This window comes from Fulvimarina manganoxydans (genome assembly GCF_900176465.1).
GTDB classification, from domain to species: domain Bacteria; phylum Pseudomonadota; class Alphaproteobacteria; order Rhizobiales; family Rhizobiaceae; genus Fulvimarina; species Fulvimarina manganoxydans.
Genome location: NZ_FWXR01000029.1, coordinates 22,761 through 47,069, shown reverse-complemented (window position 1 = coordinate 47,069; position 24,309 = coordinate 22,761). Strand labels below are relative to the sequence as shown.

Here is a 24,309-nt window from a genome sequence, read left to right as displayed (position 1 = left end):
GGCCGTCCGAGACTTCCATTTCAAGGGAAGTGGACGATCCGAGGCGCGCGCCGACTGGACGCTCCTAGGTGAGCGAAAAAGATGCGGCGGGCGCTGCGCGTTCACGGCGCGATGGGCTTCATATCGGCGATCATCGCCTCGACGTCAAGATGGCCCATGCCGAATGAAGCTTTCATCTGCGTTGCATGTCTGCTTGGCGCTTTCGCCATACAGCCGGCCTTAGGGCCTGAGCGAGGACGGAATCGCTAGACGGCCGCGTTCTCAGATCAGGCTTTATTCCTCGGTCTCGTTCGAGCGCCAGGTGAGATGATCGACGATGGTCCCGCCGATCCGCGCCAGAAAGCTCGTCTGCTCGACGGCTTCGGCGGCGTGAAGCGGAATGTCGCGAATGGTCTGATCGCCGCTCTTGATCTGAAGCCATCCGAGCCGCTGCCCCTTGGCGACGGGCGCCTCCACCGGGCCGTTGTCGGTCACGATCTTCTCGGCATCGGCAAGGCTGCCGGTGGGCACCAGAAGCGAGACGGTCTCCGAGGCTTCGAGGGGGACGCTGTCCGAAACGCCTCCGCGCACCGAGGCGCTCGCAATCGTCTCCCCGGCCTTTACGAGGCTCACTTCCTCGAAGTCCTGCAAGCCGTAATTCATCATGCGCTTGGCCTCGCGCGCCCGCTCATCGGCCGATCCCATGCGCGACAGGGCAAAGACGATGCGCCGCCCATTGGCCTTGGCGGAGGCGACGAGACCATAGCCCGCCGCACGGGTGTGGCCCGTCTTCAACCCGTCGGCGCCGAGCCCGAGAAGCGGATTGCGGTTCTTCTGATTGATGCCGTTGAAGGTGAAGGCCTCCTGCGAAAAGATCGCATAATCTTCCGGGTAGGTGCGGATGAGATATTCGGCGAGGGTGACGAGATCGCGCATCGTCACATGGCTGTCCGGATGCGGAAGGCCGGACGAATTACCGAACTGAGAATGGGTCAGGCCGATCTCCCGCGCCTTGGCGTTCATCATGTCGGCAAACGCGTCGACCGAGCCGGCAATGCCCTCGGCGGCGACGATGGTCGCGTCGTTGCCGGACTGGATGATGATGCCGTGGATAAGATCGTCGACGCTGACCATCGATCCGAGCGGCAGGAACATGGTCGAACCGCCCGAATTCGCCCCACCCGTGCGCCAGGCATTCTCCGAGACCTCGAAGGTCTGGTCGCGGGTGATGCGACCGGCCGCCAATTCGTCGAAGATGACGGCGACGGTCATCAGCTTGGCCAGACTCGCGGGCTCGATCTTAAGGTCGGCGCTTTTCTCGTAAAGGACGCGGCCGGTGCCAAAATCCTTCATGAAGGCCGTCGGCGCGGTGGTCTCGAAGGCGAACGCTGAACCCGGCAGCCATGTGGCGACCGTAAGGACGAGGCAGGCAAGCACCGAGAGACGGGCAGAGGCTTGCCGCGAGCGAAAGGCAGGAGTGGAATAAGGCATGGACGGTCTCGTCGGCGCTGAGAGCAAGGGGCGATTGAGGCCATTGGTGACCATAAGCTTATCTTGCAGCGCAGCGGAGTCCAGAGGTCGCCTCGTCTCGGCGACGAGCCGTCTCGCTCGCTCATAGCCGCCGCCTGACCTGCCGGCGCGGCGGGCCTCTGCAACGTTAAAGCGCCGCGCGGGCAGACACCCATGATCATCGGCCCAAACCGGAGGCCAGTGGATTATCCCGTTCTTGCCGACGTCGCAGCGCGTTGGACGGCCGGGTCCAACAATCGCGTGATCGCCTCGGCCGGCACGGGACGACCGTAGCGATAGCCTTGGCCGACCCGGCAACCGAGCCGCATCAAAATCGCTTCCTGCTCGCCGGTCTCGATGCCCTCGGCGATCGTCACGAGGCCGAGATCGCGGCCCATGGCGATCATGGCGCGGGTGATCGCGGCATTGGCTGCGTCATGAGCAATGTCGCGCACGAAGCTCATATCGATCTTCAATGTATCGATCGGGAAGCGGCGCACGGTGGACAGCGAGGCATAGCCGGTCCCGAAATCGTCAAAGGCGAAGGTGACGCCAGCCTCGCGAAGGCTATGGAAGCTCCGCAGCCCGACATCGTCCTGATGAAGCGCGATCGTCTCGGTGATCTCGAGTTCGAGCCTTGTCGGCGATACCTGATGGCGATCGAGGGTTTCGAGTACAGATGTCGCGAGCGTGCCGCTCCGCACCTGCGCGGCAAAGAGGTTCACGCCGACCTTGAAAGGCGGCAGGCCGATCTGGTCCCATTCTGCGATCTGCCGGCAGGCTTCGTCGAGAACGAAGGCGCCGACCGGCAGCGTCAGGGAGCTCGTTTCGAGAGCGGATAAGAAGGCGCCCGGCCCGATGAGCCCAGAGACCGGATGGTTCCAGCGCAAAAGCGCCTCGGCACCGATGATGCGACCGCTCGAAAGTTCAATCTGCGGCTGGTAGTGAAGGACGAGTTCGCGCTTCTTCAAAGCCTGAAGCAACTCGTCCTGCATCCCGCGCCGCCGGACCGAGGCCGAACGCATTTGCGGGCAGAAGAGCCGGATCGTGCCTCTTCCCTCCTGCTTGGCACGTAGGAGGGCGAAATCGGCGCTGGCAAGAAGCTCTTCCGCATCCCGACCATGGGTGGGAAAGAGCGCCGCACCGATGCTCAGCCCGATATGGAAGAGCTGGTCCGCGATCTCGAACGGTCGCTGAAACGCGCTGAGGATTTCGGCGGCGGTTGAATCGACGATGAGCGGGTCGCCGCAATCGGGAATAAAGATGGCGAATTCGTCGCCGCCGAGCCGCGCGGCCAGGAAATCTTCCGGCACGCTCGCAGTCAGGCGAATCGCGACGGCCTCCAAAAGCATGTCGCCCACCCCGTGGCCCAGGCTGTCATTGACCTCCTTGAAGTTGTCGAGATCAATCAGAATGACACTCGCGCGTCCCTGTGAAGCGATCGTCTCGCTGATGCGATCAAGAAGATGACGCCGATTGGCAAGGCCCGTCAGGGTGTCATGATGGGCCAGGAGCATCAGCTTTTCGTCCCGCTCGCGCCGCTCGGTGATGTCGCGAAGGAAGGCGCCGACACCGGTACCGCGCTCGTCGTGCCAGAGCGAAAGCGTCAGCTCCACCGGCACTTCTGAGCCGTCGCTTCGCTGAGCGAGAACTTCGACCGTCTTTCCGTCGAGCTTGCTGTCTCCCGAAGCCAAAACCTTGCTGAGCATGGCCTTGTGGCCGCCGCGATATCGTTCGGGCACGATGATTTCGACCGGCTGATTGTGCATTTCCGCCGCACTATATCCAAGAAGCGCACAGGTGGCCCGATTGACGAACTCGATGCGCCCAGCGCCGTCGATGGCGATCATGCCCAGGCTGGTCGCCTCGGCGAACTGGGTGATGCCATGGATTCTCGAGGTTTTCAGCCGCTGGTCGAGATACTCCATGACCATCATCGCCAAACTTTTCAGTGTCGTCTGCTCGGCAATGGACAAAGGTCCGCGCGGCGCCGGGTCGAGAACGCATAAGCTCCCGATTGCATGACCATCCGCCGTCGTGAGAGGCACGCCGGCATAGAATCGAAAGCGTGGATGATCGCGCACAATCGACAAGTGAGAAAAGCGATTGTCCTTGGCCAGATCGGGCACGACCAGCGCTTCGGTTCGCGTCAACACATGCTGGCAGAAACCGTCCTCGCGCTTGAGAGCCTTGATCGTCAGGCCCGTGCGCGCCTTCAGCCACTGCGTATCGGCATCGATGAAGGAGATCGCGGCGTAGTGGGTGCGCAAAGCGCGAGCAGCAAGGCTGGCGATCTTGTCGAGATCAGGCTCGGCTCCGCTGCCGCAAATCCCGTATCCGTCAAGCGCTGCAATCCGGGCAATTTCGGTCTGCGATCCAAGATTCCGGCATTCGCTCATTCGAGGACATCCGAGGCTGACTTTCAAGACTGCGTGATAATAAGCGCGCCAATCTTAAAGGACCCTGAACCTACGGTATAAGTCGAACCGCAGAAGTATTATAACATTTTAAAATTCAGACGAATTCAAGTGCTGGCGAATGATTCCGGAATAATATCGGTCTGGGGGAAGAGAAGCACACCCCCGAGAGCTTTTTCTACCATGAAGTTGCAAAAGGACAGGCTCGCTGTTCCGCTCTTCGGCCATCCGATGCTCGAGGCGCAAGCGCGCCCTCCCGTCATTCAGCGCGCGTCACCGACCAGCCGCGATTACGCAGCGTCTCGACGATGCCGTGTTCGCCCGGCAGATGCAGCGCGCCGACGGCGACGAAACCATTTCCTTTTTCCAAGAGCGGCTCCATGGCCTCGACCATGCGCAGATTGCGGTCGTCGATGAGGGTCTTCTCGACGGCCGCATAGCCCTCGCCCGCCCCCACCAGCATGCCGCCATTGGGGAACGCGGCTTCGAGCGTCGGCATGATCCTCGCGATGTGCCCCTTCAGATAGAGCTGGATCATCGTCTCCATGGTGTCGTTCATCCGATCGCCGAAATCGGCAAGTGCAACGAGCTGTTCGATCTGGGCATCCATCGGCAGGCTGGAGATCGCGCTCAGCTGGTCCTCGACGGTTTCGAGCCCGATCACCTCGCTGCCATCGGCCCTTTTTCGGGCGATCAACGTGCCGTCGAGAACGTCTGCCGGCGACGCCGCCTGAAGCGCCGCGCAATCCGGTGCCGCGAGGTTGAGGGCGATGAACCATGGTTTCAGGGTACGAACCGATGCCGGCGGAATGCCGCGCCCTTCGAGCATGGCGTCGACCTTCTTGCGCCTCTCAGCGCCGATCAGATCGTCGAGCGTCTGGCCGTTCGGCAGGAGCAAGACGTCGGGCTTGGCATAGAGCGCGCCCATCGCCGTAGCTGCATCGCCGATTTCCGTCACCTCAACGGCGAGCCTGTCAGCCGCTCGAAGATCGGCGTCGATCGGCTCCGGCAGCTCGGTCACGCGCTTGTCGGCAACATGGATGGTGCCGAGAAGATGGGAAGGCGCAATGCCCGCCTTCTCGATTCGCCAATAGATCCCTTCCCCCGCCGGGACCTTTGCGGCCTTTTCGCCGATCGCGCGCTTTTGCTCGGCCGTCAGTTCGGCGGAGAGATCGGTGCCGCAGGTCGGACGGTTCTTCTCCTGGGCCTTCGCTTCGATCGTCGCGACGGTGAGAAAGAAAACCGCGACGAGGAGGAGCGGAAAGAGAAGGGCAAAGCGATAGAGCCGATCGGCCAATCGATCGAAATCGAATCGGCCGAAGGAGAGGGTTGAACGGGTCGGTCTCATGATCTCTCTTTGCCCTTGATTGCATTCAGGCACTGAGCTTTAGCGGACAAAGGCGACCGAAAGCTGAACCCGATCTCGTCTTTTCGATCCGTCCAAACGCGGGACATCGCTGAGGAATGCTGCGAGCTTACGCCCGCCGACGGGCCCGTGGATGGGCCGCGTCGTAGACGTCGAGAAGCCGGCCCGTATCGACCGCCGTATAGCCCTGCGTCGTCGAGAGGCTGGCATGGCCGAGAAGGTCCTGAATGGTTCTGAGATCGCCACCGGCGGCCAGAAGATGGGTCGCGAAGGAATGGCGCAGCGCATGGGGCGTCGCCGAAGACGGCAGGCCAAGGGCGCCCCTGAGGCGGGCCATGGTCCGCTGCACGATCTGCGGGCGAAGCGGCCCGCCCTTGGCGCCGCGAAAGAGCGGGGCGTCCTTCGTCAGCGTGTAGGGACAGAGGCGACGATAATCCGCGACGGCCTCATGGACGACGGGCAGGAGCGGCACCAGACGCGTCTTGCCGCCCTTGCCGGCGATCGTGACGGAGCGGGCGGCGGGATCGAGCAGCGCGTCTCCCGGCAGCGACAGCGCCTCCGAGATGCGCAGTCCACAGCCATAGAGCAGGGTCAGAACCGCGATGTCCCTCGCCCCGATCCAGGGCAGGCTCGCCATCGCATCCGCCTCTTCCGTCACGGCGACGGCGTCCGGAGCGCTCAAGGGTCGGGGAAGCGATTTCGCCATCTTCGGCGCGCGCATCGCCTTGGCGCCGGCCGAGGATGCAAGCCCCTTGCGCTCCAGATAGCGCAGAAAGGCGCGCACACCGGACAGGCCGCGTCCAAGCGTGCGCGCACCTGCGCCCTCCCGCCGGCGCGAGGCGAGGAAGCCGCGCAGATCCTGAGGCTTCAGATCGGCAAAATCGGCGAGCTCGGCCGGGCGGGCGTGAAAACCGGTGAGGAAGATCATGAACTGGCGCAGATCGCGTTCATAGGCCGCGATCGTATGGGCGCTCGCCTGGCGCTCGTCGGCGAGGGCCGTCAGCCATGCGTCGCGTTCGCCCAGAAGGGACTTCGTTCCATAAATCAGAAAGGGTTCGCTCATCGGAGTCGCCAATCGCTTCGCCTCCTCCATATGCCGGCTGCGAAACGGCCGAAGGGTTTTTTGAGAGAGTTTCGCATCGGAGTGCGAAGAGAAGGTTTCGCTCCCTGGATTTTATTCGCGCGTGAACTATCTCATGGGTCAACTGCCCGCGATCGCGCTTTCAGCTCATCGAGCCGGGGCCGATCGAACAGAAACTCGACGGTGCAAGATCAACGCCAAAGGAGGCTTCATCATGAAACGCCATTCGACTGCCATCTGGAAGGGCGCGCTCGCCGACGGAACCGGTCATATCACCACCCAGTCCGGTGCCCTGTCCGACCACGGCTATTCCTTCAAGGCCCGCTTCGAGGACGAAAGCGGCAAGTCCGGTACCAATCCGGAAGAGCTTCTGGCGGCGGCCCATGCCGGCTGCTTCGCCATGCAGCTGTCGCATTTCCTGGCCGAGAACGGCACGCCGGCCGAGGAGCTGAAGGCGACCTCGACGGTCAATGTCGAGCAGGTCGAGGGTGGCTTCGAGATCAAGGAGAGCGCGATCAAGCTCGAGGCCAAGGTGCCGGGCATCGAGGCCTCGAAGTTCGAGGAGCTCGCGACCAAGGCCAAGAATGGCTGCCCGGTTTCCAAGGCCCTCGGCGCCATTACGGTCACCATGGACGCCAAGCTCGTCTGACGCTGCCGCGTCAGCGATGACGATAAGTCATACAAACGGCCGCCGGTCTCGACCGGCGGCCGTTTGGCGTTTCAAGCATGTCTTCGCGCGCAAACGAGGCCGATCAGCCCGGCATGCCATTCGAGCCCTTGGGCAGATAATCGAACTGTTCGACCAGGATGTCCTGAACGAGATCTTCCCCATATCGTCCGTTCACGGCTGTCTTGAGCTCCTCCATGAAGCCCGGAAGATCGAAGCGCTGAGGATTCTCGAAGTCGAAATCGTCGCTCGAATAAAGGCGGCGGAAGGCTTCGTCGAGAACGAAGGGCTCGGGCGGAACCGTCAGCTTGGCCACCGTCTTGCCGTCGATCGTGTAGACGAACCGCGCCAGGACATAGCCCTTGATCGCCTTGTCCGCGATGATCGGCACGGTGATGGCACCGGTCGAGCGATAATCGAGCCCGTCATAAAAGTCCGATTCGACCTCACCATGCGCTTCCGGCGCGCTCATGGAAAAGACCACATAGCTCGAGCCGAGCGTGACGACGCAGGCCCAGACGCCAATGATGAGAAGCTTGATCACCGGGTTCGGCCTTTGAATTCAGGGCGCTCCCCATAGGTGCCGTCGGACTCGGCTTCCTTGATGGACTGGGCGAGAATCGCGGCGATGTCGCGGCTCGCATGAAGCTGCGTCTCCAGCGCCTTCTGGTTTTCGTGGAGCCGCTCCTTCAGCCCGGCAAGCTTTGCCATCAGCTCCCGATCCAACGAATCCAGGCTCATGCCACGGGTCAATCGTGTCAGTTCCAGCAGCGATTGGTTCTTGCGGCCCGAAATCTCGCTGAGATCGATCGCCTGATGGCTGCGAAGCGCCTCGGTTTCGGTCACAAGAATCGCATCAAGGCGGTCGACGGCATTGGTCAGCGCGGTCTGCATCAGGAAGGTCACTCGTCGGAGAAGTTGTCGGAAGGGTCGAAAGACGTCGAAAGACGCGCGAGAATATCGCCGGCCGGTGCGGAGCGAGACGCGCTGTTCACGTCGCTCTTTTCGCCGGCGCGCGGGTCGCGTTCGGCGACGATGTCGGCAATGCCGATCCCGCCATTTTCGGCCAGCGAGGCGCCGAGATGCTCCGCCAGCATGGAGCGCCAGATGGAGCCCGCCGTGCCCGAGCCGAAAAAGGTCGATTTCTCGTCCGGCAGCATGGACTCGACGAAATTGCGCAAGGCGAAGGCTTCGAATTCCTGAAGCGGCGACGCCTTTTGAGCCTCGTGCCGCACCAAGGGGCGATGGGCGCCTACACGCTCGCTTTGCGAAAGGGTCTCTGCGAAGGCCACGCCCTCATCACGTGCGGCGGTCGAAGGCGCCATGGGGCGCATGGGCCCAGCCGCCTCGGCCTCGCCGGTATCGATCCGCGACTGAACGCCCGTGATCGGCAGAGTCGTCATGTCATCTCCGTCCGGTTCGTCTCTCAAGCTGAAGCTATAGGCGGTGCGCCTTGACCGAGACTGGCGGAGATCGATGCATTTGTAGCGACACCGGCGATGGCGCCGGTCTCGTCAGGAGCCAGACTTCAACCCTGCGGCCTGATCCGTCGACGCCCTCTCCCTTCCTCGCGTCGGCCCCTTCGTCACCAGAAGAAGCGCCAGACCTGCCACGAAAAAGGCGATCAGCGCGCTCATGCCGACACGCGAGGCCGTCACCGGGTCGGTCATGCCGGCCGCGATCGCCGTCAGGCCGGCAACGGAGGCTGGGGCGAGGAAGCTCGTCGCCCGGCCGATCAGGGCATAAAAGCCGAAATAGCGGCCGGCCTCGTCGGGCGTGACGCTCTGGGCGAGCCAGGACCGCGACGAGGCCTGGACCGGGCCGAAGGCAAGGCCGACGAGAAGGCCCCAGGCGACATAGGCCTTTTCCGCGCCGCTCGCGAAGAGTCCCCCGTCGCTTGCCGGGGCGAAGGGCAGAAGGCCGAACAAGGTAGCCTCCGGGCTCGTCGAGACGAGACCGAGGGTTGCGATCGTCAGAAGCGTCACGGCCCCGGCGACGATCGCTTTGGAGCCGAGCCGGGCATCGAGGCTGCTAGCGACGAGACAGCCGGGAATGGCGGTTAGGTTCAAGATGATGCCGAACAGGCCGATCTCGACGATGGACCAGCCGAACATCGCCGCCGCGAAAGCCCCGCCGAGGACGAGAAGTGCATTGACGCCGTCCTGATAGATCATGCGGGCAATAAAGAACTTGAGGAGTTCGGTGCGCCGACGGATCTCCCCGGCCGTCGCCTTCAAGTCCGACAGGCCGGAGGCCACGGCGCGCGAAATGGGTTCTGCCCGCGGCCGGTCGGGCGTGAGAAAGAGAAGCGGCAGAAGGAACAGCACATACCAGATCGCTGCGAGGGGCCCGGTCGCCCGCGCCCCCTCCCCTTGCGCCGGATCGAGGCCGAAGAGCGGGGTAAGCCCCAAGAGAGTCCGGCCGGTCTCGGGCGAAGCGGCCAGGAGACCGAGGGCGAAGACGAGAAAGATGATGCCGCCCGCATAGCCGAGGCCCCAGGCGACATTGGACACCCGTCCGATCGCGGGCGCTGCGACGAGGCGCGGCAGCATGGCGTCGTTGAAGACGATCGAGAATTCCGCAGCGACCTGGGCCAGAACGATCGCCGCGATAACCGGGATGAGCGCCGAGCCTGGCGCGGCCAAGGGCCAGATTGCGAGGAGCGCTGCGACTTTCAGACAGGCGAAGGTCGCGATCCACGGCTTTCGAGGACCCGCCCGGTCGGCGATCGAGCCGAGGACAGGGGAAAGGATTGCGACGGTGAGGCCGGCGATCGTCGCGGCCAAGCTCCATGCGGTTTGCCCGGAAGCCGGATCGCTCGCGAGTTCGGAGACGAAATAGGGGCCGAAGACGAAGGTGAGGATCACCGTAAAGAAGGGCTGGGCGGCGAGATCGAACGACATCCAGCCCCAGACGGCCGGCTTTGCGAGAGGCCGCGTATAAGGCGGGCCGTCAGTCTCGTTCGAAGCGGAGACCTTTCCCTGGCCGTTCGGTTCTGTCGTCATCGAAGCCCTCGCAATGGCACCGCGGGAAGCGCCGGGCGATGAATCAGGATCACACGATGCTCTCAAAGCGGTCGATATCTGAGTTCCGGGCTTCGGGAAATGGCGGCCTTAAATCGAGAGGGGTCCTCCAAAGCGGCCAGTCTCGTTACGGATCGACGATCCCATCGCCCGGCAGCGGCGAAGGCGGGCGAAGCCGCCCCATCATCAGCATATCCGCATAGGCTCCGTCACGGATCGCCGCCGCCGGCCGCACGCCTTCATCCCGAAAGCCGAATTTCCGATAGAGGGCGATGCCGGGACCATTGTCGGCATAGACATCCAATTCGAGCCGAACGAGGCCCAGCCAGTTGTCGGCGAGATCGATCAGTTCGGACAGCAAAGCTGTGCCGACGCCACGGCCCGACCATCCGTCCCGAACGCCCATGCCGATTAGCCCCACATGGGCGCGGCGATCGCTGAGGCGGACAAGGCTCGCCAAGCCAACGATCTCGCTTTCGATTTCGGCCACGAGAGAGGTCTGGCCCGGCCGCTCGAAAAGCCGCGAGCGCGCCGCTTCCCTGCTCTCGTGAGGAAGCCGCATCGTCCCGAAACGGTAGTCATGACCGTTCATGATGTCGGCCAGGGCGTCGAGATCGGAGGGCTCGGCCGCGCGGACGCCGATTTCATGCCGTTCGGACTTCGAGCTCGTCATGCGCATCCATATCGTCTTGAACCTGTCTGATCGATCTCAGCGATCGATTGGTTCGCCTATATTCAGCTAATGGGGCATGATCCATGTGACCTCTCAGAGAAGAGGGAAGCGACCTCACTTCCCGATACAAAACTCGGAAAAGATCACGTCCAGAAGGTCTTCGACGCCTACCTGACCGGTGAGCGCGCCGAGGCGGGTCGAGGCTCGGCGCAGGGTCTCGGCGGCGACTTCCGCCGGCGCCTCCGGCTCGTCGCGATAGCTCTCCAGAATACGCAGGGCGTCGGCGATCAGCTCGCGCTGGCGCTGGCGCAAAGGGATTGTCTCGGTCGGATCGCCCGCCGCCTCGCGGGCGAGATCCGCAATGCGCCGGGTGAGATCCGCCAATCCCTCGCCCGTCTTGACCGATGTGACGAAGTCGTAGCCGCCTTTCTCGATCGCCCGGGCGCGGTGGTCGTCGGGCGAGCCCTCGACTTCGTCGATCTTGGTGCGCACGGTCAAAATCGCCCGGGTCGGCCGCGCTTCCTCTTCGTCCTCCTGGCCCGGCAGAGCGAGCCCCATCGGGCCGAGCGGATGCTTGACCATCGACATCAGCGAGAAGAAGCGGGAGATCGGCCCCGGCGCATCCGCCGGATCCTCGAGCGCCAGGACAAGATCGGATTCGCGCATGGCCGCCCGCGCCTTGGCAACGCCGATCTCCTCCACCTTGTCTTTCGTCTCGCGGATACCCGCCGTGTCCGAGAGGATCACCGGATAGCCGCCGAGATCGAGGGTGACGGATATGACGTCGCGGGTGGTGCCGGGAATATCGGTGACGATCGCCGCCTCGCGCTCGGCAAGCGCGTTCAGAAGGCTCGACTTGCCGGCATTCGGCGCGCCGACAATGGCCACCTTGAAGCCCGTGCGCAGGATTTCGCCGCGCGCCGCGCTGGCGAGATGGGTCTTCATGTCTCCGATCAGCCGATCGACCGCCTGCCTCACACCGGCATCGGCGTCCTCGCCCACATCGCCTTCGTCGGCAAAGTCGAAGGAGGCCTCCACCATCGCCCTTGCCCGGGTCAGCCGCTCCATCCACCCTTCATAGACATGCCGAAGGGCGCCGCTTGCCTGGTTGACGGCGGCGCGGCGCTGGGCCTCGGTCTCGGCCGACAGAAGATCGGCGAGCCCTTCCGCCTCGGTCAGATCAATGCGGCCGTTCTCGAAGGCCCGGCGGGTGAACTCGCCCGCCTCGGCCGAGCGAACACCCTCGATCCGCGTCGCGGCGGACAGGAAGGCCGCAACGACCGCCCGTCCACCATGAAGGTGGAATTCCGCGACATCCTCGCCGGTCACGGTCTTCGGCGCGTCGAAGAAGAGGGCGATACCCCGGTCGATGACGGCGCCATCGCCATCTCGGAACGTTCTCAAACTCGCGCGGCGTGGCTCGGGCAGGTCGCCGCAAACGCTTTCGAGAAGGGCGCGCGCCTTCGCCCCGCTCGCCCGAATCACGGCGACGCCGGACGGGAGAGCGCCGGAAGACAAAGCGACGATCGTTTCGGTGTGCATGGGTCGTGAGCGCTCGGGTCGGGGATCGGCATCGGCGATGAAGTGGAATGCCAGAGAACCAGCTTCGGCAGAAGGGCGCAACCGTTCAGGGCTCGCCGCCACATCGCCCCTTTGGCTTTGGACGACGATCGCGTTTGGCGCCGTCCCCGTCAATGGCGTCCTTCAGCGTAATCATACGCGGCCCTCGATGAGACGAACCGGGACAGGATTTGGAACGATGCGGCGTCCCCGCGAGTTGCCGCAACGTTCACAAGGGAGACTGATCAATGGGCAAGACGGATCTGTCCTGGGCCGTTCCGGTGATGCGAGCGGGCTATGCGGGGCGTGGCATCGTCTATCTGGTGGTCGCCGGCTTCTCGCTTTATGCCATCTGGCGCGGCGGCCAGGCCAAGGGCACGCAGTCGGCCCTTCACCAATTGGAGACGACTGCCGGCGGCTATGTGATCTTGACCCTGATCTTTCTCGGCATGCTCGCCTATGCGCTTTGGCGCGTCGTCGCCGCTTTCTACGATCTCGAATGTCGAGGCAATGACGCCAAGGGTCTCGTCGCCCGGACCGGCATGATCATCACCGGCCTTCTCCATCTCTCGATCGGCTTCCTCGCCTTCTCGCTGGTCTTCACGTCAGGCGGCTCGGGCGGCTCCTCGATTCCCTCCTGGGTCGCGAGCATCATGGCCCTGCCCGGCGGGCGCTGGATCATTGCCGGCGGCGGCGCGATCATCATCGGGGCCGGAATCCACTATGCGATCAAGGGCTGGAAGGAGAAATACCGCCAATTTCTACAAGCCAATCATTTTACCCTGCACTGGAATCCGGCTTTGAAGGCCGGTCTCCTGGCACAAGGTGTGGTGATCGCCGTGGTCGGACTGCTCTTCGTCTTCGCCGCCTGGCACGCCAATCCGAGCGAGGCCGGCGGCACGGAGGAAGCCTTTTCATGGCTCACCCATCAGCCTTATGGCTGGGCTTTGATCGCGGCCGTCTGCATCGGCCTCCTCGGCTTCTCGCTCTTCTGCTTCGTCAACGCCGCCTATCGGATCGTTCCGCGCGTGACGGGCGACGACATCGAGACCGTGGCCGCCCGGCTGGAGGCCAAGGCGCGGCAGGCCACCAGCTGACGACCCTCGCCACGTTCTCTTAAGCTCACCGCTTGTCCGCATGGCGAAGGTTCATTCATACAAAATGCGTTTGATCGCTTCGCAATACGAATTTTAAAGCCGCTGGGGCGCTGCGCGGGCTTTGAGACGGCGGCCGATTGAATCAGCCGAACGCTGCGTCATCCGTCCCGCCTGCGCTTGCGCGTCGGGGCGTAAAAATCCGGCGGCTTTCCCGCGATGAAGGCTAGAAAGGCGGCGATCGGCTCGGCCCTGCGGATATCGACGCCGTCGCGCTCCATGCGCGCAAGCTCGTGATTGGTGAAATGGGCATGGAGCGTACGGTGGCAGATCGGATGAACCGGCTCGGTCTGCCGGCCACCCCGACTCTTGGGCACGGGATGATGCCATTCGACCCGCCGCCCGAGCGGGCGCTCGCACAGCCAGCAACGGGGCTTGTCAGTTTCGGCGATCGGCGGCGGAGGGCCGGGAGGCAGGCGTTTTGGCATCGCCCTTAAGATAGGAGCAAAGCCCTGCCGCCTCCACGTCGCGTCCGTGCGACCGAATGCCGGCCGCGCTCGGCCTCAGCCCTTTCGCGCCCAGCGCTCAAAGAGCGGCCAATCGGCGAGTGCGCCGCGCACGCCAACCACTTGGGCGGCCATGTCGCGGCCAGCCGCCGCAGCCTTTAACGGGTCCGCACCCGACAGCCGCGCCCCGAGATAGGCGCCGTTGAAGGAATCGCCCGCACCGGTCGCGTCGACGACCTCGACATTCGGGACCGCCTCGACCCGCTCCGCCTTGCCGTCCGCAAAGACGTGGATCGCGCGAGGCCCGTCCTTGACGGCGATTTCCTTCACGCCTGCGCCGGCATAGCGCGCAATCGTCGCCTCCGGCCCGTCATCCTCAAAGGTCGCATGCTCGTCGTCGAAGCTCGGCAGAACGATCGAAGCCGATCCCGCCATCGCCATGATCGCCTCGCGCGCTTCGTCGAGACGGGTCCAGAGGGCCGACCGGATATTGGGATCGAAGGCGACGATCTGGCCCCGCGCCTTCGCAGTCCCGCACAAAGCGATCAGCCGTTCGCGATGCTCGGCCGGCAGGATGGCGAGGGTGATGCCCGAGAGATAGACGAGCTCGGCCGCCTCGATCGCGGCCGAGAGCCGCGTTTCGTCCTCGGCGAGACGGCGGGCGGCGGAGGTCTCGCGCCAATAGGTGAAATGGCGATCTCCGGCGATCTGCTCGATAATATAAAGGCCGGGCCGTCGACCCTCGATCCGCACAATTTGCGACGTGTCGATGCCATTCGTATCGAGAAAATCCGCGATTTTGTCGGAAAAGCCGTCATCGCCAAGCGCTGTGAAATAGGCAGCGGACCCTTCAGCCGGATCGAGGCTCGCCCGCGCATACCAGAGCGTGTTCAAAGTATCGCCGGCAAAGCCGAGATGCCACGCACCACCGGCCCCGCCGGACATCTCGATCATACATTCCCCGATCGACAATATGCGCATCGCGTCTGGTCTTCCCTAAAAAGGCTTCTTGGAATTCGGGCGGCATGAATGCCGATTGGGAGGGTTGGGCCGGGGGGACGGACGAAGTCAAGCCTTGCTGTCATACGGTGTCCGACTGATTCAATCGGGCTCTGTATCAAAGCCCGCGCAGCGCTTGTTTGGCTTTAAGAAGCCGGATCGTGAAGCGATCAATCGGATTTCGTAAGGGCCGGCAGCCCGTGGCCTATCGGCCTTTCCTCGCGGCTGGCCGCTTGCCTGCGACCAAGAACCCTACCGGCTTCTCGGCCTGCAACCCATTCCATTCAAAGGTCTTTTAGTATCCAGTGTTTATCACGTGTTTGCGGCAGAGGACGAGGACCACCGATATGAGCCTTCTTTCAAGTTTTGGGATGACCTATGACGAACTGGCCTTCTGGGGCGATGCGAGCTTGGCGTCATTCTCACCGGACAGGGTCCCGGTCGGATGGTCACTCGTCGACCTTCGCGGGCTGGGCGTCGATCCGGCTCGGGTGAATGGCTCGACCTATGACTATAATGGCGCCCAGGCCGTCATCTTGGAAAATGCCGGCACCTATGTCGTCTCATTCAGAGGCACGGACGAACAGATCGATGTGGCGCAATATCCGGGTCTTTATACCGGATCCTATCTCGAGAACTTCCGCTCCCTCTTGCAGACACTGGCGGCCAACGCGCCCGACGGGTCCAATTTCGGCTTCACGGGCGCCTCGCTTGGCGGCGGAGCCGTCAATCTCATGGCGCGCGTCGCCGACAACGACTACGGGGGTCGCTTCGCCGACGCGCGATTCGTCGCCTTCGCCTCGCCCAACATCACGAGCGAGAACGGCATTCTCAATGTCGGCTTCTCCAACGATCCGGTCTACCGGCTTCTCGCCGGCTATCAGAACAATCCGTCGAGCCTCGACAATCTCGTTCTGGCTACGGGCGACTATCTCGACGGCAATTATGACGGGCGCCACCCCTTCGACGACTACGCCCATTCCGAGGGCGAGACCGCTTTCGCAGCCTTCGCGCGCCTTGGCGATTCGCGCTTCGCCGACCGGATCGGCGCCGATTCCATCGTCATCTTCGACGCCTCGAGCCGCGAGGTCAGCGACCAGACGCCCGGCCGAGAGGGGATCGGCGCGCTTTATATCGGCGATGTCGGTGCCGACCAGATTCGCGGCCGGGACGGCAACGACCTGATCGATGGCAGCTTCGGCAATGATCGGCTGATCGGCGGGCGCGGCAATGACGAAATCGAGGGTGGTGCCGGGCTCGATACGGCCGTCTTCGCCGTCTCCTTTTCCGCCGCCGCCCGATCGATCGCACCCGATGGGCGTCTGCAGGTCGCATCCGACGAGGGCGCCGATCTCCTGTCGGGCGTCGAGCGGCTCGCCTTTACCGACAAGATGCTTGCCCTCGATGTCGGGGCCGGCGAAAATGCCGGCGTCGTCTATCGCACCTATCAGGCCGCTTTCGACCGAACCCCGGACGCGGCTGGACTGTCCTTCTGGATCCGGTCGGCCGATCAAGGCACGAGCTTCGAGACGATTGCCCAAGGCTTCATCGACTCCTCGGAATTCCGCGATGCCTATGGCCGCAACCCAACCAACCAAGAGTTCGTCGGTCTCCTCTATGAGAATATTCTCGGACGTCCCGGCGAGACGAGCGGCCTGGACTATTGGACCGATGCCCTTGCCGAGGGTGCGAGCCGAGCCCTGGTCCTGACCAATTTCGCCGAAAGCAGCGAGAATATCGCTCTGACGGCCCCGGCCATCGGCGACGGTATTCTTCTCGATCCGATGGCAGCTTAGAGCATGATGCGGAAGAGTTACATAACTTTTCCGCTCACATCATGCGGCAAAACAAAGAGTTGGAGAGAAGTTGCGATCGCAACTTATCGCTTGTCGCTCCAACCTCCGCTGTGTCATCTCCCTGGAGGCTTGCGGCATCGGCGACAGCCAAGCGGATGCCAGCCGGGCTTCACCAGACCTCTCGACTTCGATCTCGGGACAGATGGGAAAAGTCGAGGGAGGCGTTAGGCACATGGGCCGACAATCCCTTGATACGCCCTAGCTCTCTCGGCCCATAGCCAGCGCCCGGAGGCCGGTCGTGTCCATCTTCGACCTTATCGCGACCCTTCTCGTTCTCACCGCCCTCTTTGCCTTCGCGAACCACGTCGTGCTTCGCCTGCCTCAGACGATCGGCCTTTTGATCGTCGGGCTTGGCGCGTCGCTTCTCCTCGTCGCGCTTCAGATCGCCTTTCCGCGGATCGGGCTTCAGGAGACGGTCACGACCTATGTCCGCCAGATCGACTTTCGTGCAACCGTGCTCGACGGCATGCTCGCCTTCCTGCTCTTTGCCGGCGCGATGCAGGTCGATCTGACGCGCCTGAAGAGCCGGGCCCTGGCGGTCGGGTCCATGGCGACGATTGGTGTTCTCATCTCGACCGCGATCGCCGGCATCGGCTTCTGGCTGATCGCCGGCTGGACCGGCCTCTCCGTCTCGCTCGCCTGGGCCCTCGTCTTCGGCGCGCTGATCAGCCCGACCGATCCGGTGGCCGTTCTCTCGACCCTCAAGACCGTCGACGTACCGGACACGCTGGAGACCGACATGAGCGGCGAATCGCTCTTCAATGACGGCGTCGGCGTGGTCGTCTTCACCGCCCTTCTGGCGATCGCGGCCGGATCGAGCGGTCATGGGGGCGAGGGCGGGGGCAGCCTGTCGCAAGTGGCGGAGCTCTTTCTCGTCGAAGCACTCGGCGGCGCGCTTTTGGGCCTCGTCGCTGGCTATGCGGCTTTCCGAATGATGCGGGCGATCGACGATTATCCGGTCGAAGTCCTGATCTCGCTTGGCCTCGTCGCCGGCACCTACGCGCTGGCCGGTCACCTTCATATGAGCGGGCCGATCGCCGTCGTCGTGGCCGGGCTCCTCATCGGCAATCGCGGGCCCCATCATGCCTTCAGCGATCTGACCCAGCGCTATATGTTCGGCTTCTGGCAGCTCGTCGATGAAATCCTCAATGCCGTGCTCTTTCTCCTGATCGGCCTCGAAGTCCTCGTGCTGCGTTTCGACCTTTCCTTCGGCTGGGCCATGGGCCTCGCCATTCCCCTTGTCTTCCTCTCGCGCCTCGTCGCGGTGGCCGTGCCCGTCCTGACCTTGTCGCGTTTCATGCCTTTCATGAAGGGGACGATCGCCATCCTCACATGGGGCGGGCTGAGGGGCGGCATCTCGATCGCGCTCGCCTTGTCGATCCCGGAGACGCCGGAGAAATCGGCGATCCTCGCCGCGACCTATGCCGTCGTCCTCTTCACCATCATCGTCCAGGGCCTCACCCTGAAACGGGTCGTTCTCCGTTTCGCCGATTGCAACTGATACGAAATCCGTTTGATCGCTTCGCGATACGGATTTTCAAAGCCGCTCAAGCCAACAAAAAGGCGGAAAGGCGCGTGACGTCCCTGGCGAGATAGCCGTCGACAGCCGACAACCGGGCCTCCAGCTTGACCTCATCGCCTGCGGCAAGCGGCACCGCCATCGTGAAAACGAGCGTCGCCTCGCCTTCGGTGAGATCGCTTGTCGAGAAGGGCCCGGCGAGGATCGTCGACCCACTCACAAGACGCCCGGAGAGTCTTATGGGAACATTCGCGCCGTTCTGATGCCAGCCAAGGGCTGCGGCGAAGAAATAGAGGCCGGCGATTGGTGTGGTGAAGACATTCGCGCCCGCATCGAACGCGCCTTGTGCATTGCTCGCGGTGTCGTTCAGCGCGACCGCCGTCCAGGCATCGGCGGCGATGTAGTTGTCGTAATTGGTCGAAGCAACCGCCTTCGGAACGCTCGGCAAGCGGGCGATCCCATTGGCGCTCGCCGCTTCGAGGACGGTCGCGAAAGCCGAGCCATCGCCGGAGACCTTGATCGACAGGCTGTCGCCGCCCAGAAGCCCGAAAAGCGCGTTCGTCTGGTAAGCGGTCTGGAAATTGAAGGCGGCGTCCTTCGATGCGTCTTGGCGATTGAAGCTGCCCAGGACCGAGCCATTGCCGCTCCCTGAGACGTCGTCATGGGAAAACAGCGCTGAACTCGTCTTCACGACAAGGCGATTATAGCTATCGCCCAAGGCGTTGACGCCAAAGATCGGCGCATTCGAGACCGCTTCCACCCAGCGCTCGCCATCATAGCGGCGCAGGCGCCCATCGCCCGCCACATGGGCGAGCCAGCCGACGCGCGGCGTAAAGAAGGCCCAGGCACCATCCTGGAAGGCGGCGACTTGAGTGCCGCGACCGACCCATTCCCCACCCGCCGGCGCGGCTACGATATGCCGGTCGCCTTCTTGCGGCTCGGCGGGCGGCTCGGTCCGGTCGAGATCGAGAACCGAGAGATGGACGATGGCGTCGAGCGCCCGCAAGGCCTCGTTATGGGTCAGATGCTTCTGTGCCTGGACGGCGAGAATATAGGGAAGGGCGAGATTGACGGTTTCGGACATCGAAGAGCTCCAAGCGGTCTTTGTCCGATGATGCACCGAGGAGAGGGGGGTGGGGATTTCTCCGGTCGGCTCAGAACACGAAAAGGCGCGGAAAGCCTTAGCTCCCGCGCCTTTTCCAGTGTGCCGTCTTCGAAGTTTTACCGCATGGTCGGGATGACGAATTCCGCGCCATCCTTGATGCCCGAGGGCCAGCGGCTCGTGACCGTCTTGGTCCGCGTATAGAAGCGGAAGCCGTCGGCGCCGTGCTGGTTGAGATCGCCGAAGCCGGAAGCCTTCCAGCCGCCGAAGGTGTAGTAGGACAGCGGCACGGGGATCGGCACATTGATGCCGACCATGCCGATATTGATGCGGGCGGCGAAATCGCGGGCCGCATCGCCGTCGCGGGTGAAGATCGCAACGCCATTGCCGTATTCGTGGCTCATCGGCAGATCGAGCGCCTCTTCGTAATTGGCGGCGCGGGCAACGGAGAGAACCGGACCAAAGATCTCGGTCTTGTAGATGTCCATGTCCTTCTTGACATCGTCGAAGAGGCAGGCGCCGACGAAGAAGCCATTCTCATAGCCCTGCATCGAGAAATCGCGGCCGTCGACGACGAGCTTGGCGCCCTCCTCGACACCCCGATTGACGAGACCCAGCACCCGCGACTTGGCTTCGGCCGTCACCAGCGGGCCGAAATCCACGTCGTCGCCGGCTGTATAGGGGCCGACCTTCAACGCCTCGATCTTCGGGACGAGCTTCTCGATCAGACGATCGCCGGTCTCCTTGCCGACGGGCACGGCGACGGAGACAGCCATGCAGCGCTCGCCCGCCGCGCCGAAGCCGGCGCCGATCAGCGCGTCCGCCGCCTTGTCCATATCGGCGTCGGGCATGATGATCATGTGGTTCTTGGCGCCGCCGAAGCATTGGACGCGCTTGCCGTTGGAGCAGCCCCGGCCATAGATGTATTTGGCGATGGCGGTGGAGCCGACGAAGCCGACGGCCTGAATGTCCGGGTCGTCGAGAATGGCGTCGACCGCTTCCTTGTCGCCATTGACCACATTAAGGATGCCGGCCGGCAGGCCCGCTTCCATCATCAACTCGGCGAGCATCAAAGGCACGGACGGATCACGCTCGGACGGCTTCAGGATGAAGGCGTTGCCGGAGGCGATCGCCGGGCAGAACTTCCACATCGGGATCATGGCGGGGAAGTTGAAGGGCGTGATGCCGGCGACGACGCCGAGCGGCTGGCGCATCGAGTAGATGTCGATGCCGGGGCCGGCGCCTTCCGTGAATTCACCCTTCAGCATCTGCGGCGCGCCGATGCAGAACTCGGCGACTTCCAGGCCGCGCTGCACGTCGCCCTTGGCATCGGGAATCGTCTTGCCATGCTCGCGCGACAAGGCCTCGGCGAGCTTGTCCATGTCGCGATTGAGAAGCTCGACGAACTTCATCATCACCCGGGCGCGGCGCTGGGGATTGGTGGCGGCCCAGGCCCGCTGGGCGGCCTTGCCGTTCTCGACCGCCGCGCGCAGCTCGCTTTGGCTGGCCAGCGCCACCTCGGCCTGGACTTCGCCCGTCGCCGGGTTGAAGACCTTGGCGGTGCGCCCGCTCGTACCGGCGACACGCTTGCCGCCAATGAAATGACCGATGGTTTCCATCGCTTCGTCTCCTCCGAATGGTTTCATTGCTCTTGGGGCCCGTTCTGACGCATGAATTTGTCGAACCCAATCCCTTGAAACGCGAATCCGTTGTGCGAAAAATCGAGTCCTCACGCTTCGCCTTCGGAGAGCCATCCTCATGAATTGGGACGATGTCCGCGTCTTTCTGGCGGTCGCGCGCGCCGGTCAAATCTTGTCCGCCGCGCGTCGGCTGGAGTTGAATCATGCGACGGTCGGGCGCCGGCTGACGAGCCTGGAGGCGGCGATCGGCGCAAAACTTCTGCACCGCCGGCCGAACGGATGCGAACTGACCGAGCGCGGCCGGGCCTTCCTTGCAAAGGCGGAGCGCATGGAAGCGGCGATGATCGACGCGCGTGCCGAGATCGAGGGCGCGGATGTCGCGCTCTCGGGCACGGTGCGCGTCGGGGCGCCCGACGGCTTCGGCACAGCGTTTCTGGCGCCGCGGCTTTGGCGCCTGACCGAACGCCATCCGGGCCTCGTCATCGAACTCGTCCCGGTGCCGCGCGCCTTCTCGATCTCGCGCCGCGAGGCCGATATCGCGATCACGGTTGAGCGGCCCGAGGCCGGGCGCCTCGTCGCCGCCAAGCTCACCGACTATGCACTCGGCTTTTATGCGAGCCCGGCCTATCTGGCGGGGGCGGGCTCCCTGGCCGATGTGGGCGATCTCATGCGCCATCGTCTGGTCGGGGCGGTCGAGGACCTTCTCTATTCCCAGAAGCTCGCCTATTGGGCCGACCTGCTACAGGACTGGCCCTCGCGCTACGAGGTGTCCTCGGCGATCGGCCAGACCGAGGCGGTGGCGGCCGGAGCCGGCATCGGCATTCTGCACGACTTCATCGCCGCGGGTCGGCGCGATCTGAAGCGTGTGCTGCCGGCCGAGCGGATCGAGCGCGCCTTTTGGCTCGTCTATCACGAGAGCGTGCGCGACGTGCCGCGCATCGCCGCCGTCGCGGCCTTCATCCGGGAAAGCGTGGCGGCGGAGCGGGAACTGTTTGGCTGAAGGTGGGGCGGTCAATCCGACGCGTGCACCAAGGAGAGAAAGCCACATATGCGGCGCCGGGGCGGTAAGCGTCGGCATGGCCTGACAATCGCAAATGTACGTCACTTGGTTTTGTGCATATATGAAGAGAGTCGGTCGTTCCGGCATCCGATCCAAGGACGGGGCTTTTGCATGACTATCGCGAAAGGCAAGATCGTCGAAGGAGGGCGTGTCATCCTTCCTGCCGCGTTTCGCAAATCCCTCAATCTGGCGAAGGGCGATACGGTACTGATCGAACTTGATGGAGACGAGCTCCGCATCCGGCCGGCTCGTTCGGCCCTCAGGCGCCTGCAGAACAAGCTTAGGGCCTATGCCCCGAAGGAGGGCAGAGTGTCCGACGAGCTGATCGCCGAGCGTCGGCGCGAAGCGGATAGCGAATAACCCATGGGCTGCGTACTCGACGCGTCGGCGATTCTCTGCCTTCTCTTTTCGGAGACCGGCGCAAAGACGGTCGAGGCACGCTTGGGTGAGGCCATGGTCTCCGCCGTGAACTACACGGAAGTTCTGTCTAAGCTGATCGATCGAGGCCTCGATCCAGACGAAGCCATTCGCGACTTTGCCGAACTCGACATGACGATCGTGCCCGTCAGCCAGGACGACGCCGAAGAAGCGGCGCGGCTGCGTATGATGACCCAGCATATGGGGCTGTCTCTTGGGGATCGATACTGTTTGGCATTGGCCAAGCTGCGGGGCGTTCCGGCCATGACGACGGATCAAGCCTGGAAGAGAATCGACACGTCGGCGGGCATCGAGATTGAGTTTGCCCGATAGGCAGTCGGCGTTTTCGGTTCAATTTCGCACCCCTACGATCGACCCAAGCCGGGCGCGGCGTTTCGCCCTCTCGCAAATGTCCGCTCCCGATTGCGCGGCAAGAGCGCGAGCAGGGTGAGACCGCGCAGGCCGAGAAACAGCAGCATGGCGACCCAAAGCCCCTGATTGCCGAAGACGGATGTCAGCCCATAGGCGGCGAGAACGAAGAGGGCGAGCGAGAGGAGCATCATGTCGCGCATGGTCTTCGACCAGGTGGCGCCAATGAAGATGCCGTCCATGGTGAAGGCAAGCGAGCCGGCGATCGGCGTCATGGCGGCGAAGGGCAGGAAGGCGTCCGCCGCCTCGCGCACGGCCTCATCGCTCGTCAAAAAGGCGATCAACGGCTCTCCGCCAAGCCAGAAGACGCCCGCGATCAGGATCGACAGCACGAAGCTCCAGACGATGGTGAGCTTCACCGCCCGGTCGAAAGCCGGCCGCCAATCGGCGCCCACCGCCCGGCCCGCCAGCTGCTCGGAGGCGGTCGCCATGCCGTCGAGGAAATAGGCGCCCACATGGAAGACGGTCATCAAGATGCCGTTAGCCGCCAGGATCACCGCGCCGAAGCCGGCTCCGAGCCGGGCAAAGAGCACGAAGCCGGTCAGGAGACAGAAGGAGCGGATCATGATGTCGCGATTGACCGAAACCATGCGCGCAAAGCCGGCGCGATCGAAGATGCGGGTAAGGGCCGGTCGCTCGGCGCGATCGAAACCTCTCAAGACGACGACGAAACCTATCAGGGCGCCAGCCGCCTCGCCGCACACCGTGCCGAGAGCGACGCCGGCAATCCCCCAACCGAAGACGAGACCGAACAGCACCGAGAGCGCGATATTGACGCCATTGACGACGATCTGAAGGGCGAGGCCGAGATTGGCCCGCCCAAGGCCGAGCACCGTCCCGAGAATCGCGTAATTGATAAGCGCGAAGGGCGCCGAAAACATGCGCAGAAAAACGTAAGTTTCGACCGTCTCGGCAACGCCCTCGCCCGGCGAGACGGCAAAGAGCCCCGCCGCGGTCACCAACGGTTCGAGGACAATGAGCGCAAGCCCGATGCCGAGCGCCAGGATCGCCGCGCGGAAGAAAACCGCCTGCACCTCGCGCCCCTGCCCCGCGCCATAAGCCTGGGCAGCAAGGCCGGTCGTCCCCGTGCGGATGAAATTGCAGGTGGCGAAGGCGAAATCGAAGACGAGCGCGCCGACCGTCAACCCGCCCAGCGCCGCCGCATCGCCCACCTGGCCGACCACGGCCGTATCGGTCAGCCCGATCAGCGGCGTCGTCAGGAAGGCGAGCGTCATCGGGATCGTGATCGCCCAGACCATGCGATGGGTGACGTCGAAGCGCCGCGCGCCGCCCAAATCGGCGCTCTCGAAGTTGGAGCTCTCGACCGTCCTCTCGCTCATCGGTTCCGATTCCCTTCCCGGCGGCCATGTCGACGATCTCTATAGCCGCTTCGCCCGCACGCCGTCATTGTT

22 protein-coding genes are annotated in these 24,309 nt (G+C 63.7%); 7 read left to right on the top strand and 15 right to left on the bottom strand.

The window, feature by feature from the left end; all coding sequences use genetic code 11:
* Window positions 1-273: 273 nt before the first annotated feature.
* From B9A15_RS20770 to B9A15_RS20755, 4 genes are all read right to left on the bottom strand, one after another.
* Window positions 274-1,470 carry a D-alanyl-D-alanine carboxypeptidase family protein gene (locus B9A15_RS20770; protein ID WP_084412656.1) on the bottom strand — a complete coding sequence of 399 codons (1,197 nt, stop codon included), beginning with the start codon at window positions 1,468-1,470 and terminating at the stop codon, window positions 274-276.
* Window positions 1,471-1,694: 224 nt separating this feature from the next.
* Complete coding sequence (locus B9A15_RS20765; RefSeq protein WP_084412628.1) at window positions 1,695-3,887, bottom strand: putative bifunctional diguanylate cyclase/phosphodiesterase; 2,193 nt, start codon at window positions 3,885-3,887, stop codon at window positions 1,695-1,697.
* A gap of 277 nt (window positions 3,888-4,164) precedes the next feature.
* A complete protein-coding gene (locus tag B9A15_RS20760) occupies window positions 4,165-5,253 on the bottom strand; it encodes a TraB/GumN family protein (protein ID WP_084412626.1) in 1,089 nt (362 codons plus the stop codon).
* A gap of 127 nt (window positions 5,254-5,380) precedes the next feature.
* A complete protein-coding gene (locus tag B9A15_RS20755) occupies window positions 5,381-6,334 on the bottom strand; it encodes a tyrosine recombinase XerC (protein WP_139798521.1) in 954 nt (317 codons plus the stop codon).
* A 232-nt stretch (window positions 6,335-6,566) separates the two neighbouring features.
* Between B9A15_RS20755 and B9A15_RS20750 the strand changes: the two genes are divergently transcribed.
* Window positions 6,567-7,001: an OsmC family protein gene (locus B9A15_RS20750; protein ID WP_084412652.1), complete on the top strand. Its 435-nt coding sequence runs from the start codon at window positions 6,567-6,569 to the stop codon at window positions 6,999-7,001.
* 103 nt (window positions 7,002-7,104) lie between these two features.
* Here the strand turns inward: B9A15_RS20750 and B9A15_RS20745 are convergent, their stop codons facing one another.
* The 6 genes from B9A15_RS20745 to mnmE all read right to left on the bottom strand — a co-directional run bounded on the left by B9A15_RS20745 (window position 7,105) and on the right by mnmE (window position 12,257).
* Window positions 7,105-7,563 (bottom strand): hypothetical protein, encoded by a 459-nt coding sequence (locus tag B9A15_RS20745; RefSeq protein ID WP_084412624.1) that lies wholly within the window; start codon window positions 7,561-7,563, stop codon window positions 7,105-7,107.
* Window positions 7,560-7,913 carry a flagellar protein FlgN gene (locus B9A15_RS20740; protein WP_139798520.1) on the bottom strand — a complete coding sequence of 118 codons (354 nt, stop codon included), beginning with the start codon at window positions 7,911-7,913 and terminating at the stop codon, window positions 7,560-7,562. The genes B9A15_RS20745 and B9A15_RS20740 overlap by 4 nt, the downstream gene beginning before the upstream one ends.
* Window positions 7,914-7,921: 8 nt before the next feature.
* Window positions 7,922-8,422 carry a rod-binding protein gene (locus B9A15_RS20735; RefSeq protein WP_084412620.1) on the bottom strand — a complete coding sequence of 167 codons (501 nt, stop codon included), beginning with the start codon at window positions 8,420-8,422 and terminating at the stop codon, window positions 7,922-7,924.
* A 111-nt stretch (window positions 8,423-8,533) separates the two neighbouring features.
* Window positions 8,534-10,024, bottom strand: a complete 1,491-nt coding sequence (locus tag B9A15_RS20730; protein ID WP_084412618.1) for an MFS transporter — start codon at window positions 10,022-10,024, stop codon at window positions 8,534-8,536.
* Between the two features lie 145 nt (window positions 10,025-10,169).
* Complete coding sequence (locus tag B9A15_RS20725; RefSeq protein WP_084412650.1) at window positions 10,170-10,715, bottom strand: GNAT family N-acetyltransferase; 546 nt, start codon at window positions 10,713-10,715, stop codon at window positions 10,170-10,172.
* A gap of 114 nt (window positions 10,716-10,829) precedes the next feature.
* A complete protein-coding gene (gene mnmE, locus B9A15_RS20720; RefSeq protein ID WP_084412616.1) occupies window positions 10,830-12,257 on the bottom strand; it encodes a tRNA uridine-5-carboxymethylaminomethyl(34) synthesis GTPase MnmE in 1,428 nt (475 codons plus the stop codon).
* Between the two features lie 266 nt (window positions 12,258-12,523).
* Between mnmE and B9A15_RS20715 the strand changes: the two genes are divergently transcribed.
* Window positions 12,524-13,372, top strand: a complete 849-nt coding sequence (locus B9A15_RS20715) for a DUF1206 domain-containing protein (protein WP_084412614.1) — start codon at window positions 12,524-12,526, stop codon at window positions 13,370-13,372.
* Window positions 13,373-13,530: 158 nt separating this feature from the next.
* Here the strand turns inward: B9A15_RS20715 and B9A15_RS20710 are convergent, their stop codons facing one another.
* Together B9A15_RS20710 and B9A15_RS20705 are read right to left on the bottom strand one after the other, a co-directional pair.
* Window positions 13,531-13,746 carry an HNH endonuclease gene (locus tag B9A15_RS20710; protein WP_244557057.1) on the bottom strand — a complete coding sequence of 72 codons (216 nt, stop codon included), beginning with the start codon at window positions 13,744-13,746 and terminating at the stop codon, window positions 13,531-13,533.
* A gap of 186 nt (window positions 13,747-13,932) precedes the next feature.
* Entirely contained in the window at window positions 13,933-14,856 is a 924-nt protein-coding gene (locus tag B9A15_RS20705) for a sugar kinase (protein ID WP_084412610.1), read from the bottom strand.
* A 365-nt stretch (window positions 14,857-15,221) separates the two neighbouring features.
* Here B9A15_RS20705 and B9A15_RS23685 point away from each other — a divergent pair, with 365 nt between their 5' ends.
* Together B9A15_RS23685 and B9A15_RS20695 are read left to right on the top strand one after the other, a co-directional pair.
* Window positions 15,222-16,670: a DUF4214 domain-containing protein gene (locus B9A15_RS23685; protein ID WP_084412608.1), complete on the top strand. Its 1,449-nt coding sequence runs from the start codon at window positions 15,222-15,224 to the stop codon at window positions 16,668-16,670.
* Between the two features lie 298 nt (window positions 16,671-16,968).
* Window positions 16,969-18,231, top strand: a complete 1,263-nt coding sequence (locus B9A15_RS20695; RefSeq protein WP_084412606.1) for a cation:proton antiporter — start codon at window positions 16,969-16,971, stop codon at window positions 18,229-18,231.
* A 46-nt stretch (window positions 18,232-18,277) separates the two neighbouring features.
* On the opposite strand, the gene B9A15_RS20690 is transcribed toward B9A15_RS20695, so the two are convergent.
* A complete protein-coding gene (locus B9A15_RS20690; protein ID WP_084412604.1) occupies window positions 18,278-19,333 on the bottom strand; it encodes a DUF2793 domain-containing protein in 1,056 nt (351 codons plus the stop codon).
* Between the two features lie 137 nt (window positions 19,334-19,470).
* A complete protein-coding gene (locus B9A15_RS20685) occupies window positions 19,471-20,970 on the bottom strand; it encodes a CoA-acylating methylmalonate-semialdehyde dehydrogenase (RefSeq protein ID WP_084412648.1) in 1,500 nt (499 codons plus the stop codon).
* A gap of 139 nt (window positions 20,971-21,109) precedes the next feature.
* On the opposite strand from B9A15_RS20685, the gene B9A15_RS20680 reads away from it, so the two are divergent.
* The 3 genes from B9A15_RS20680 to B9A15_RS20670 all read left to right on the top strand — a co-directional run bounded on the left by B9A15_RS20680 (window position 21,110) and on the right by B9A15_RS20670 (window position 22,801).
* The gene (locus B9A15_RS20680; RefSeq protein ID WP_084412602.1) at window positions 21,110-21,991 is read left to right on the top strand and encodes a LysR family transcriptional regulator; all 882 of its coding nucleotides are present in this window, start codon (window positions 21,110-21,112) and stop codon (window positions 21,989-21,991) included.
* Window positions 21,992-22,162: 171 nt separating this feature from the next.
* Entirely contained in the window at window positions 22,163-22,411 is a 249-nt protein-coding gene (locus B9A15_RS20675; protein WP_084412600.1) for an AbrB/MazE/SpoVT family DNA-binding domain-containing protein, read from the top strand.
* 3 nt (window positions 22,412-22,414) lie between these two features.
* A complete protein-coding gene (locus tag B9A15_RS20670) occupies window positions 22,415-22,801 on the top strand; it encodes a type II toxin-antitoxin system VapC family toxin (protein ID WP_084412598.1) in 387 nt (128 codons plus the stop codon).
* A gap of 32 nt (window positions 22,802-22,833) precedes the next feature.
* On the opposite strand, the gene B9A15_RS20665 is transcribed toward B9A15_RS20670, so the two are convergent.
* On the bottom strand, window positions 22,834-24,237 hold the full coding sequence (locus B9A15_RS20665) for an MATE family efflux transporter (RefSeq protein ID WP_084412596.1): 1,404 nt from the start codon (window positions 24,235-24,237) through the stop codon (window positions 22,834-22,836).
* Between the last annotated feature and the right edge of the window lie 72 nt (window positions 24,238-24,309).